We start from the raw sequence: 11,505 nt of genomic DNA, 5'->3' as shown, positions 1-11,505 counted from the left end.
ATTGCCAAGACCCGCCAGTACGACATCTCAAGGAAGTTCAGAAAGAAGGTCGAGATGCTCTTCGCTCACCTCAAACGCATCCTCGGGTTGGGACGGCTCCGATTACGCGGTCCATGCGGCGCAAATGACGAATTCCTCCTCGCCGCCACCGCCCAAAACCTCCGGAAATTGGCCAAGATCTTTCCCGCACTGCGGCAAACGCGAAAAGTCTGACCAGAAAGGCATTCGCACCGCGCTCAATGCCGTCAATTCCGCACAAGAAACACTTTGGTCTTCAACAGAATCGGCGGGAAGCTGCCCAGAGCACCTACAGCTAACAGATCAATACCATCGAATGTGGTCTTCTGGGTAAACGACAACGGTCCTGCTAAATTTTTTCGTGACTGTCACTTGTGGACCAACCAAGCAAACATCTTCATAGACTGTGATGGGCCAACCTAAAGAACTGCACCGATCTGCCATGGGACAAACTCGACCATCCCAAAGCCAAGGGTTTCGCTTTTAGTCAGCTGCCCGGAAGCAGTTGCCAACATTATCTCGTATATTTCGCGGCCCTTCTCTTCGATTGAAACGCCGTCAATAACTTCCCCGCAGTTCACATCCATATCTTCTGACAAACGGGCGTACATATCGCTATTCGAAGCCAGCTTAAGACCTGGAACAGGTTGGTATCCGGACACTGAACCTCGGCCGGTCGTGAATGCGATCAGGTTTGCACCCGACGCAATCTGACCGGTCACGGAACATGGGTCATAGCCTGGGCTGTCCATGAACACGAGGCCATGGCGGTCGATCTGTTCGCCATACAGATACACGCCATTCAATGGTGCCGTTCCGGCTTTGGCCACGGCACCCAGTGATTTTTCCAAAATTGTGGTCAGACCGCCTTTCTTGTTGCCCGGACTGGGATTGTTATCCAACGAAGCGCTGTTTCGAGCACAATAATCTTCCCACCACGCTAAACGGGATTCGAGCGCAGCACCAATAGCCGGTGTTCGGGCGCGAGAGGTTAACAGATGTTCTGCGCCGAAAATCTCCGATGTCTCTGAAAGGATGGTGGTTCCACCCTGAGCGACCAAAAGGTCCGAAGCATGCCCCAATGCCGGGTTGGCCGTGATCCCCGACAATCCATCTGAACCACCACATTGCATGCCAACCGTCAGTGCACTTGCAGGTGCAGGCTTGCGAGTGGCCAAATTTGCTTCAGCCATTAGCTCGTGCAAGGCGGCCAAGCCTTTGTCCACGGTGGCCCGCGTGCCCCCGGTTTGCTGAATAGTCATGAAACGGAACCGCTTTGGGTCATTCAACTGCGGGGTTCCTGCCAGTTTGGGCAATTGCATTACTTCGCACCCCAACCCAAGCATCAGGATGGCACCGAAATTCGGGTTCCGGGCATAACCCGAGATGGTGCGAAACAACGTATCATACCCTTCGCCTTGCGCAGACATTCCACAACCCGTGCCGTGGGCGATCGGTACTATCCCGTCGACATTGGGAAATTGGTCCAGCAGGCCTTCACGGTATGCTGCTTCAGCGATGAAACGTGCGACCGAACCGGCGCAATTGACCGATGTCAGGATGCCTACATAATTGCGAGTGCCAACTCGGCCCGTGGCACGATGATATCCTTGAAACGTATCTTCGCGAACCGGGGTGGGCAGCTCACGTATCTGCGTGCCATAGGATTCACCCTGCTTGTATTCATCCATGCCGAGGTTATGGCTGTGGACATGAACACCTTTGGCGATGTCTGCTGTGGCGGCTCCAATGACCTGCCCATATTTGCGCACCTTTTGCCCCTTGAGAATGGCGCAAGAGGCCAGCTTGTGACCGGAGGGAATCTCCGCCCCTGAAGGCGCGGAGACGGGAGCAAGCGCGATGACGACATTGTCGTCGGGATGTAGTCTGATGGTCTTGGGCATGGCTTTAAGACACGGGTGTGACGATAGCTTTGATCAGGGTCTCTCGGTTCTCGGCCAGGGCTTTGAACCGTTCAGGCAGATTGGCCAGCGAAATGGTTTCTGAACACAGCGCTTCGGCGTCAATGTCACCGTTGCGAAGAGCCTGCATTACCCGTTGGAAATCTACGTCCAGCGCGTTTCGGCTGCCGATAATAAGAGCTTCACGTTTGTGGAATTCGGAATCGCTGAACCGGATATCATCCTTAACCACGCTTACCAAAACATAGCTGCTGCCATGGGCCAGATAGGCGAACCCGGCTTCGATCGCGCCAGTGTTGCCAGTTGCGTCAAAGACGACATCGAAGCCGTCGGCCAGATCGCCGGTCAAGATCGGTTCTCCGGCCAAATGGGTGTTGTCAAAATCGAATGTTTCGCGAACCAGTTCCAGCCGGCTTGCGCTGACGTCCGACAGGTGCACATCTGCCCCAGACAGGCGGGCAAACAGAGCTGTGCCCAGCCCGATCGGTCCGGCGCCGGTCACCAGAACCCGGTCTCCAGTTTGCGTGTCGCAGCGAGCCACCGCATGGGCGCCGATTGCCAGAAACTCGACCATGGCAGCCTGTAATGGCGTCAGCCCGTGGGCGGGATAGAGATTGCCAAGCGGGACCGCGATGCGTGCGCACATGCCTCCGTCCGAATGGACGCCTAAAACCGAGATCTCGGCGCAGCAATTTGGTTTTCCACGCTGACAAGCCCGGCAGCTACCGCAAGAAATGTAAGGGTTGATTACAACCAGATCACCCGCCTTGAAAGATCCCGCGTCATTGACCACGTGGCCACTGAGTTCATGCCCGATCACCCGAGGGTATTGAAGAAACGGATGTTTGCCTTGAAAGATGTGGTAATCGGTACCGCAGATTCCGACTGCAGCTACATCGATCAAGACATGGCCATCAGGCACCTCGTTCGGGGCCTCGCGCGTAGTCAGGACGAATTCACCAGGTTCCAAGCAGGTTCCGCATTGCATGGTTTGAGATTTGGCATCCACGTCCTTCATTGTGCGACCTCAAGATTTCGGGGGGTCCAGTCCGACGGGAGCTCGCCTTTGATGATCATGCTCAACACGTCATCTTTATTCACCTCATCAATGTTGTATGACCCGACATTGCGGCCCTTATTCATGACCATCACTCTGTCGCATAGGTCGAACACGTCATGCATGTCATGGCTGACAAGGAAGATGCCGATACCTTCGTTTCGCAAGCGTTTGATGAGGTCGGCGACCATCGCCGTTTCCGAGGGGCCAAGTGCCGCCGTCGGCTCATCCATGATCAGTATTTTAACGTCGAAATAGATCGCTCGTGCAATTGCGATGACCTGACGTTGCCCGCCGGACAAGCTGGCCACTGGGTCACCGAGATTTTTGAAATTCGGGTTCAGGCGGCGCAGGACCTCGCGCGCCTCAGACATCATGCGTTTTTCATCCAGGTTGCCAAAGCGGGTCTTTAGCTCTCGGCCCAGAAACAAGTTTGATGGCGCGTCCAGATGATCAGCCAAAGCCAAGTTCTGGTAAATGGTTTCGATACCTAAATCCCGCGCGTCGTGGGGTGAATGAATATAGGCATCCTCGCCGCGAACCTTGATCCTGCCGCCATTTGGCAACATTGCGCCCGACAGAATTCGCATCAGGCAGGATTTGCCGGCTCCGTTGTGGCCCAGGACCCCAACAACCTCTCCAGGATTTAGGGTAACCGACACACCATTCACAGCACGCACACCGCCGAAGTGCTTTTCGATGTCGATCATCTCGACCAAAGGGGCCGTGTCAGAGTGAGTTGTGGACATGGGACACGCCTTCGTTTGGAAGTTGGAAATTCCGGCGCGCTGAGTGAGTGCAGCGCACCGGAAACGGGCTATCAGTACAGAACGTTCTGCGCTGTTGGGGTGTCGATGTTACCCTGATCAACCAGCACAACGCCTGTATCAATGAAGCTGTCGACCGAGTTGCCGGAGATTACGTCGATCACAGCATTCACGCCCAGTTCGCCCATTTGAAACGACCCCTGAACGGCAGTTGCTTGCAGCGTGCCATCGCGCACGAAGTCTTGCAGATCGCCATTGCCGTCAAAGCCGAACGCGGTTACTTGACCGGCTTTACCAGCCTGCACCAGCGCGCGCCCCATTCCGACGGCAGTCGGTTCATTAGCGCCGAAGATGCCAACCAGGTCGGCGTTGGCGGCCAGGATATCGGTGGTCTGGTTCAATGCGGTTGCCATTTGAGACTGCGAATAGAACGGGCCGACGATTTCCAACTTTGAGTTTTCGCCGAGATATTCCACAAAGCAGCCAACACGGCCGATTTCAGATCCCACACCAGCTACGTAGGACATAACGGCAACTTTGCCCTCGGTTCCGACCGAGTCGATCATGGACTTGGCGACCAGTTGACCAGCGGCGCAGTTGTCCGTCGACAGGAACGCTTGGTAAGTGCCTTCCGCGCCTTCGCCCAGGCCGGAGTCGATGATGGCGACCGGAATACCGCTTTCGAAGGCGCGCTTCACAACTGGCGCCAGTGCATCCGGGTCTGATGGGGCCAGCACGATGCCTGCGACGCCGCGGTTTATGGCATTTTCTACCATATTGACCTGGTCAGCGATTGCGCTTTCCGATGCCGGGCCATTGAAAGTCATGCTGTGCTCGTCCTGGGCGGCAATGGCGGCGGTCGCGCCCTTGTTGACGTTCTGCCAAAAGTTCGAGTTGGTGGTTTTTACGATGACCGCTATCTCTCCGGCCATTGCTGTGACCGGAAGGGTCGCAACGAGCGCGGTGGCCGCGAGCAGCTTAGTTACGGTGGTTTTCATGGCTTTCTTTCTCCTCCTGTTGGAAAGCGTTGGATTGGGATCAGCGGCGATTGCGCAACTGGTCGATGTAGACCGCCAGGATGACAACCGCACCGATTATTATTTGTTGGATGAATGAAGATACGCCGGCCATGTTCAGGCCGTTGCGCAGGATACCGATGATAAAGGCGCCGATCATGGTGCCTGATATTGTGCCCACGCCGCCCATTAATGACGCGCCGCCAATCACTGCCGCAGCAATAGCGTCCAGTTCATACATGACGCCTTCGTTGGGTTGAGCGGTGATCAGGCGCGACATCAGTACTACGCCGGACAGGCCGGCAAGAGCTCCGCTCATGCCATAGGCGAGAATCTTGGTGCGATCGACATTGACACCAGACAGACGAGCGGCCTCTTCGTTCGACCCTGTGGCGTAAATGTGTTTGCCCAGTTGGCGGCGGCGCAGAAGATACGCAGCGGCAAATGCCACCACCGCAAGCAGAATGACTGGATATGGGATGCCAGGAAAGACTACACGCGGGAAGCCATTGGCTTGCATTTCGACGATACGGAACAATGCGCCGTTGCCCAGAACCCCAAATGCTTCACCAAGTTGCGAAATTGGGGCTGCTCCGGTCAGTTGAAGGGCCAGGCCTCGTGCCATCAGCATCATGCCAAGGGTCGCAACAAAGGGTGTGATGCGCATCTTTGTGATGACGAACCCGTTGAACACACCACAAAGCGCTCCGACACCGACGCCAATGAGCATGGCCGGCACAACCGGCATACCCGATTTGACCAACATGCCCGTGACCGTTCCTGATAGCGCCAGAACCGATCCCACTGAAAGGTCGATGCCTCCGGTGATGATGACCATCGTCATGCCAATGCCCAATAATCCGATGACGGCGGTTTGAAGCAGGATGGTCAGACCGTTGTTCACCGATAGAAACGCGGAGTTCCCAAAAGAGAAGATGATGATCAGAATAAGCATGGTCAGCAGGGCTGAGAGCTTGTGGAACGCCTCGCCAGAAAGGCGCAAAGATGCCCCTGATTTTCTGAGACGTTGAACCAATTCGACCATTTCGGTCCTCCCGATCTTCGCGGTACTAAATTATTAAAAACATTTAATCTCAAGCCTTGCCGAGCGTCAATGGTTTTTTATAATTATAGACAGGTGAAAATTCTGGAGGCATTTCGGTGGCGCGTACGGATGAAAGATTCAAGAGTACTTTCAACAAGCTGCTTGATCAGTGCGCCTATTTGGGGAAGGGCGCGCAATTGCCGTCCGAGTTTGCCTTGGCAACAGATCTAAACGTCAGCAGGACTGTAATACGATCCGCGCTGACCAAACTCAATGAAGATAGAATCATTTCCTGGGCCGGACGCACAAAAACTGTTTTGCGCCAGCCGCTAGATTCAGATCGATTAGAGGTTGTCTCGGAACCACCAACACCAGAAGAGTTGGAGAGCCGGTTTTTTGAATGGGTTCTACGCTTCGACGTACCCGCCGGAACCCCCTTAAATGTCAAGCAAATGTCACGCGACTTCGAAGTGCCGGCCCATTCCCTGCAGGAGTTTCTGGCTTCACTCAGCCGGTTCGGGTTGGTTCAGCGTCGCCCAAAAGGGGGATGGGGGTTGGTGGGATTTACCGAAGATTTTGCAATCGAGTTGTCGGATTTTCGCTCGGTTCTTGAGTTGAACGCGGTCTCACAGGTGGTGGCACGGCCCGAGGGAGATGCGATCTGGGTGAAGCTGGCGGAACTGAAGCAGAAACATCTCGAGCTCGCGGACAATATAGATACTCGATTTCACGATTTTTCCCGGCTCGATGAATCCTTTCATGAGGCCCTTTACAGCGTTGTCAAAAACAGGTTCGTGAAAGAGTTTCAGCGTGTGATCTCAATGATCTTCCACTATCACTACCAATGGGAAAAAGACACGGAAAAGACCAGGAACGAGCAAGCGATCAACGAGCACCTACGCTTGATCGAAGCACTTCTGTCACGTGATGAAGAGGCGGCGTTGCATGCCGCCAAGGAACATCTGGCCACAGCAAAGCGTACGCTTTTGGCTTCCATGCGAAGTCACAGATTTACTTGAATGCCCGTTGTGCTACCACCGTCCAGGGGGTGGCAAGCGCGTCTAAATTCCGTTGCAGAGATGAGGGCTTCGCCGTTCCTATCAGAACCGAAGAAGTAGCCGGATGCGTCCGCGCGAAATGCAGCGCGGCAGTTGCCAATGGCAGACCATGCGCTATTGCGCAGCTTTCAAGCGTTTCCACTTTTTCGAGTATTTCCTGCGGAGCAGGACCATAATCATAGCTGGCCCCATCAACAGGGCCTGTTGCCAGAATACCTGAGTTGAAGATCCCACCCAGAACAAGGCTCGTGTTTAGCTCTCGACACAGGGGCACCAACGCCTCTTCCGCAGAGCGGTCCAAAAGGGTTAGCCGACCGGCCAGAAGGATAACGTCCAAAGGCCGTTCGCTGAGAATATCCAGACAGATCTTGTTTTCGTTTACGCCGAGCCCGAACGCACCTATGCGTCCGGTGTCTTTTAGCTTTTGTAACCGGTCAAGACCGGTCCCCATCAGGTCACTCATATGGGCCGCGTTTTTGGTGCCGTGGGTGTAGGTCCCGATATCGTGCACATAGAGAATATCAATATAGTTTGTACCCAGATGGATGCAGCTTTGTTCAAATGACGCTTCAATTCCGTCGCCCGAATAGTCGTAGCGAATGCTATTGGGTAAAGGGTTGATAAATCCGTCTGCTTCGGCCTGCTGCCGTCCGGGTGATAAAACCCGTCCGACTTTTGTTGAGATCACGTATTGATCTCGAGGTTTGTTCTTCAAGAACGCTCCCAGTCGCACTTCTGACAAACCACGCCCATAGTGGGGAGCGGCGTCGAAATATCGTATACCGCTGTTCCAAGCCGCCGAGAGTACCTCGTGCGCGGTCTCTTCAGTAGTCTCGCGGTAGAGGTTCCCGATACCCGAGCACCCAAATGATATCTCGCTGACTTGGATATCAGTATTTCCAAGTTGATTTGTTTTCATGACACGGCGTCCAGTTCGGGGAGTATTGCGGTCAACCGAGGCATCGGAGAGCTGCAACCCTGTTCTCGTGCCCAGGTCACAAAAGCTCCGACCCGGCGTTGCAGCTTATCATGGTGGTTCTGCTCGATATCGGTCAGCCTGTGTTCAAGAAACGGGTTTGCGAAGCGGTCCAGAACGGTGTGAACATAGGCTTTGGCCTCGTGTTCCATTCCTGCGGCAGCAAATCCCGGAACAACCTCTCGCTCATATAGCGCTTTTAGATCCGCCAGAACTTGGGGTACTTGCATCAAATCCCGAACAAACTCGGCCCCTTGCTTTTGTTGTTCCAACCACTTCGCAACAAGATAGGTGTGGCCAAGGTTCAGAATGAACAGCTTGCGCGCCTCGATCGGTTCCAGTGATGGCACCACCTGAACGGCGGTGTGGGTGCAGGGCAAGATCAGACCGGGACAGTCCTGAATGGCCCAGAGCGCATAAGGTTCAGCCACAGCTCCGGCAGGTTCCAAGGGTTCGGACACAATGCGATCGACCAGTGAATTCACAAATGTCACCTGGGTGGCAACCCATGCAGCAAACTCCGCCGACAACCCGTCCGCCAGAGGCAGAACAAGGTTCCGTAGCGCGTCTCCGTTTCTGACAAGCAGTTCAGTTGGCATGATCTGGATAGGGTGTTGGTTGGCCTTGAAACGCGCCCAAAGTAAATGGGTGAGCTTGGCTGGAAACGACATCCCCTGATCAAAAGACTTGGACGTGTCGCTTAGAGAAGGCTTGAAGCCCGCGTCCGAGGTATTGGACAGGATGATTTGCGCTTCTTCAACCACAATGTTGGTAATTTCTTCCCAGTCGCATCGAGTAGACAACGCCCGTGTTACCGAGGTCACGCATCGCTCTTTATTTATCACCTGACCCTTATCGACCCCGCATATACGTACGGTAAATCCGGCAGGTGCTGACAGAGCTTTCAACCGGTGTGATCGCGCGGTGCTTCCGCTGCTCTGAACGACAGTGATATCCCCCAAGGCTTCGCCCCGCCCCTGCGCCTCGGACACAAATAGATCGGCGTGGGCTTGCAGGAACCGACTGGTGCCGAATTGCACAATTGGCGTTGTTGACATGGCGACCTCCTCTTAGTAATGGTTTTTTATGATTATAAACCGTTTGTCAACACTCAAGCTGTCAAGGAGATGTGTGACAAGTCGCAAAAACGGGATCGCAATATGAGAATAGACGCGCATCAGCATTTCTGGAGGCTTGATCGAGGTGACTACTTCTGGATGGACGACAGCGTTGCCCCAATTCAACGCGACTTAGGTCCCGGCGATCTACTACCGTTGCGCACAGAGGCCGGTATAGATGGAACGGTAGTGGTTCAGGCCGCACCAACCGTCGCGGAAAGCGAATATCTCCTGTCTTTGGCGGATGAAGACCAGGCAATTCTGGGCGTTGTTGGGTGGGTTGATCTGGGCCAAGCAAATGCAAGATCAGACTTGCAAAACCTTGCTGCCCACTCCCGTTTCAAAGGCGTACGCCCGATGCTTCAAGACATCGAAGATACCAGTTGGATCCTGCGAGACGAAGTCATTTCTAATCTTGAGATTGTAGCTGCGATGGGACTGCGACTGGATGCGCTGATTACCCCCCGACACCTGGATGCGATTTCCGATTTGGCCCACCGGATACCCGAACTGCCCATTGTCATCGATCATTGCGCAAAACCCGTGATCCAAAATGGACAAGATGCAGGGGAGGAGTGGCGTGCAGGTATTGCCCGGTTGGCACAAGCTCCACAGGTCGTGTGCAAACTGTCCGGGCTTGCGAATGAGTTCGGAGCAGGATGGAACGCAGACAAGTTGCGACCCGTATTCGACCATGTGTTGGATTGTTTTGGAGCAGAGCGTTTGATGTGGGGAAGCGACTGGCCGGTGTTGGATCTGGCTGGCACTTATCAAAGCTGGCATAATTGCGCCTTGTCGCTGGCATCCACGCTAAGCGTCGAAGAACAAGGCAATCTGTTTGGGAATACGGCAACCCGCTTTTACGGGTTGAAGCCATGATGGATCTAGTCTGCGCCGGCGAAGCGATGGCCGAATTGCGTCAAGACACAGCCACCTATCGGGTTGGGTTTGCAGGCGACACATTCAACACGGCAGTTTATGCCAAACGCGCGCTTGGGCCCACGGCGAAGATCGGATTTCTAACTCGGATGGGCATGGATCCGATGTCTGCGGGGCTTGCTAACTTAGCCTCGAAGGAACAGGTCGCGCTGCCTGGTTGCGTGCGCGACGCGGACAGGAACCTTGGGATTTACTCAGTCACGACAGATGCCGGAGGTGAGCGGTCATTTCACTACTGGCGCAGAGAGTCGGCTGCTCGGAAGTTGTTTCGTGACCCGATGGATTTGCAGATCCTGACACAAGCGAAAATCGCCTATCTGTCCGGGATTACCTTGGCGATCCTGTCTCAGACGGCGCGTGAAGCGCTGTATGATACCCTTGAAGCTTTTCGCAATAATGGTGGGCTGGTCGCGTTTGACAGCAATTACCGTCCCCGACTGTGGGAGGACAAAATTACAGCCCAGTCCCAAATCAGCCAAATGTGGCAACTCACGAATATTGCCTTGCCATCCGTTGATGATGAAATGGACCTTTTTGGCGATCCAAACCCTCACGCGGTTCTGGATCGGCTGAACGATTGGGGCTGCAAATCAGGCGCATTAAAGCGCGGTCACGAGGGACCGGTTTCGCTTTCTCCGAATTTTCCGCAATCATTGGCATTTCCCCGTGCCAGGAAGGTCGTGGATACCACGGCGGCCGGAGACAGTTTCAATGGTGCCTATCTTGCTGGGGTTCTGGGCGGGGCATCCGAAGCAGATTGCCTGAAGGCCGCACACGCCATGGCAGTTTCTGTTATTGCGCAGCCAGGAGCCATTATTCCGCAAAACAAGGACAAAACATGAAGCGAATGGGAATGGTCATTGGGTTGCGTCGGGAGCATGTCGCTGAATACAAACGCCTCCATGCGGACGTCTGGCCCGACGTGCTGGAGCGTCTGCGTAGATCTAACATCACTAACTACTCAATATTCCTGCGAGAACCCGAAAACCTGATGTTCAGTTACTGGGAATATGTTGGAGACAATTTTGATGCTGACAATGCTGCAATCGCCGCCGACCCGGTGACACGGGAATGGTGGAAAATATGCGGCCCAATGCAGACTCCGTTGGAGACCAGGCACGAAAGCGAATGGTGGGCTCCCATGGAAGAGGTTTTCCACCTCGACTGAACCAATCGCCACGTGGTGTATAGCGTACATCTACCTTACCGATTAGCCTCCCTATAGACTGCGGATTGGTGCGCGTTGCAGGCATGATGTGGCTTGCAAACTGCGCCGCGGCACTAATGCTTTATGTGAATGATGGAACCGATCGAAACTATCGGTTGACCAAGTGTCTTAAGAAGTCTGCGAACCAGATACTGGCGGTCACTCGTTACACACCGAGTGTACGGCTGCTCATGAAGCCACCGAAACGAATGCAAACAGATCGACGGGGTATTGTAATGGGTAAATCCGGTTTACTGGACAGGTAGGCATTGCCAAGTTGTCTGCGCGTTGTGAACAGGTTACGCGTTACGCATGAAGATACCGCCCAAATGCCGCGCCTGAAGGGCTTTCGTTTCCCGCGTGAGATCATCGCCTACGCTGT

The 11,505-nt window shown here is 54.4% G+C and carries 12 protein-coding genes and 1 pseudogene; 6 read left to right on the top strand and 7 right to left on the bottom strand.

The window, feature by feature from the left end; genetic code table 11:
* On the top strand, positions 1 to 213 hold a 213-nt coding region (locus AC2TCY_RS22785; RefSeq protein WP_480851020.1), incomplete at its 5' end, for a transposase.
* A gap of 224 nt (positions 214 to 437) precedes the next feature.
* Here AC2TCY_RS22785 and AC2TCY_RS22780 read toward each other — a convergent pair.
* From AC2TCY_RS22780 to AC2TCY_RS22760, 5 genes are all read right to left on the bottom strand, one after another.
* Positions 438 to 1,922, bottom strand: coding sequence for a UxaA family hydrolase (locus tag AC2TCY_RS22780; protein ID WP_480851019.1), 1,485 nt, complete (start codon positions 1,920 to 1,922; stop codon positions 438 to 440).
* A gap of 4 nt (positions 1,923 to 1,926) precedes the next feature.
* Positions 1,927 to 2,958 carry a zinc-binding alcohol dehydrogenase family protein gene (locus AC2TCY_RS22775; RefSeq protein WP_480851017.1) on the bottom strand — a complete coding sequence of 344 codons (1,032 nt, stop codon included), beginning with the start codon at positions 2,956 to 2,958 and terminating at the stop codon, positions 1,927 to 1,929.
* Complete coding sequence (locus tag AC2TCY_RS22770; RefSeq protein WP_480851016.1) at positions 2,955 to 3,746, bottom strand: ATP-binding cassette domain-containing protein; 792 nt, start codon at positions 3,744 to 3,746, stop codon at positions 2,955 to 2,957. The genes AC2TCY_RS22775 and AC2TCY_RS22770 overlap by 4 nt, the downstream gene beginning before the upstream one ends.
* Before the next feature lie 71 nt (positions 3,747 to 3,817).
* On the bottom strand, positions 3,818 to 4,762 hold the full coding sequence (locus AC2TCY_RS22765) for a substrate-binding domain-containing protein (protein ID WP_480851014.1): 945 nt from the start codon (positions 4,760 to 4,762) through the stop codon (positions 3,818 to 3,820).
* Between the two features lie 40 nt (positions 4,763 to 4,802).
* Complete coding sequence (locus AC2TCY_RS22760; RefSeq protein ID WP_480851012.1) at positions 4,803 to 5,825, bottom strand: ABC transporter permease; 1,023 nt, start codon at positions 5,823 to 5,825, stop codon at positions 4,803 to 4,805.
* Positions 5,826 to 5,941: 116 nt separating this feature from the next.
* Here AC2TCY_RS22760 and AC2TCY_RS22755 point away from each other — a divergent pair.
* Positions 5,942 to 6,112, top strand: a pseudogene (locus AC2TCY_RS22755) (GntR family transcriptional regulator); the annotation flags it as partial.
* Positions 6,113 to 6,277: 165 nt separating this feature from the next.
* Entirely contained in the window at positions 6,278 to 6,844 is a 567-nt protein-coding gene (locus AC2TCY_RS22750) for a GntR family transcriptional regulator (RefSeq protein WP_480851022.1), read from the top strand.
* Here AC2TCY_RS22750 and AC2TCY_RS22745 read toward each other — a convergent pair.
* Both AC2TCY_RS22745 and AC2TCY_RS22740 read right to left on the bottom strand, forming a co-directional pair.
* Positions 6,837 to 7,802: an aldo/keto reductase gene (locus AC2TCY_RS22745; RefSeq protein WP_480851010.1), complete on the bottom strand. Its 966-nt coding sequence runs from the start codon at positions 7,800 to 7,802 to the stop codon at positions 6,837 to 6,839. The two genes, AC2TCY_RS22750 and AC2TCY_RS22745, sit on opposite strands and share 8 nt — an antisense overlap.
* A complete protein-coding gene (locus tag AC2TCY_RS22740) occupies positions 7,799 to 8,917 on the bottom strand; it encodes a mannitol dehydrogenase family protein (RefSeq protein WP_480851008.1) in 1,119 nt (372 codons plus the stop codon). The genes AC2TCY_RS22745 and AC2TCY_RS22740 overlap by 4 nt, the downstream gene beginning before the upstream one ends.
* Before the next feature lie 102 nt (positions 8,918 to 9,019).
* Between AC2TCY_RS22740 and AC2TCY_RS22735 the strand changes: the two genes are divergently transcribed.
* The 3 genes from AC2TCY_RS22735 to AC2TCY_RS22725 are packed head-to-tail and all read left to right on the top strand — an operon-like array spanning position 9,020 to position 11,084.
* Positions 9,020 to 9,856: an amidohydrolase family protein gene (locus tag AC2TCY_RS22735; RefSeq protein ID WP_480851007.1), complete on the top strand. Its 837-nt coding sequence runs from the start codon at positions 9,020 to 9,022 to the stop codon at positions 9,854 to 9,856.
* The gene (locus tag AC2TCY_RS22730; protein ID WP_480851006.1) at positions 9,853 to 10,758 is read left to right on the top strand and encodes a sugar kinase; all 906 of its coding nucleotides are present in this window, start codon (positions 9,853 to 9,855) and stop codon (positions 10,756 to 10,758) included. Before AC2TCY_RS22735 ends, AC2TCY_RS22730 begins: the two co-directional genes overlap by 4 nt.
* A complete protein-coding gene (locus AC2TCY_RS22725) occupies positions 10,755 to 11,084 on the top strand; it encodes an L-rhamnose mutarotase (protein ID WP_480851004.1) in 330 nt (109 codons plus the stop codon). Before AC2TCY_RS22730 ends, AC2TCY_RS22725 begins: the two co-directional genes overlap by 4 nt.
* Positions 11,085 to 11,505: the final 421 nt, after the last annotated feature.

The sequence above is a fragment of the Ruegeria sp. HKCCD7181 genome (assembly GCF_057221055.1).
This window is presented reverse-complemented; position numbering and strand designations above follow the sequence as displayed.

Coding starts and splice junctions, on each gene's coding strand:
- AC2TCY_RS22780 (WP_480851019.1), bottom strand. CDS start 1,922: ATGCCCAAGACCATCAGACTACATCCCGACGACAATGTCGTCATCGCG.
- AC2TCY_RS22775 (WP_480851017.1), bottom strand. CDS start 2,958: ATGAAGGACGTGGATGCCAAATCTCAAACCATGCAATGCGGAACCTGC.
- AC2TCY_RS22770 (WP_480851016.1), bottom strand. CDS start 3,746: ATGTCCACAACTCACTCTGACACGGCCCCTTTGGTCGAGATGATCGAC.
- AC2TCY_RS22765 (WP_480851014.1), bottom strand. CDS start 4,762: ATGAAAACCACCGTAACTAAGCTGCTCGCGGCCACCGCGCTCGTTGCG.
- AC2TCY_RS22760 (WP_480851012.1), bottom strand. CDS start 5,825: ATGGTCGAATTGGTTCAACGTCTCAGAAAATCAGGGGCATCTTTGCGC.
- AC2TCY_RS22750 (WP_480851022.1), top strand. CDS start 6,278: ATGTCACGCGACTTCGAAGTGCCGGCCCATTCCCTGCAGGAGTTTCTG.
- AC2TCY_RS22745 (WP_480851010.1), bottom strand. CDS start 7,802: ATGAAAACAAATCAACTTGGAAATACTGATATCCAAGTCAGCGAGATA.
- AC2TCY_RS22740 (WP_480851008.1), bottom strand. CDS start 8,917: ATGTCAACAACGCCAATTGTGCAATTCGGCACCAGTCGGTTCCTGCAA.
- AC2TCY_RS22735 (WP_480851007.1), top strand. CDS start 9,020: ATGAGAATAGACGCGCATCAGCATTTCTGGAGGCTTGATCGAGGTGAC.
- AC2TCY_RS22730 (WP_480851006.1), top strand. CDS start 9,853: ATGATGGATCTAGTCTGCGCCGGCGAAGCGATGGCCGAATTGCGTCAA.
- AC2TCY_RS22725 (WP_480851004.1), top strand. CDS start 10,755: ATGAAGCGAATGGGAATGGTCATTGGGTTGCGTCGGGAGCATGTCGCT.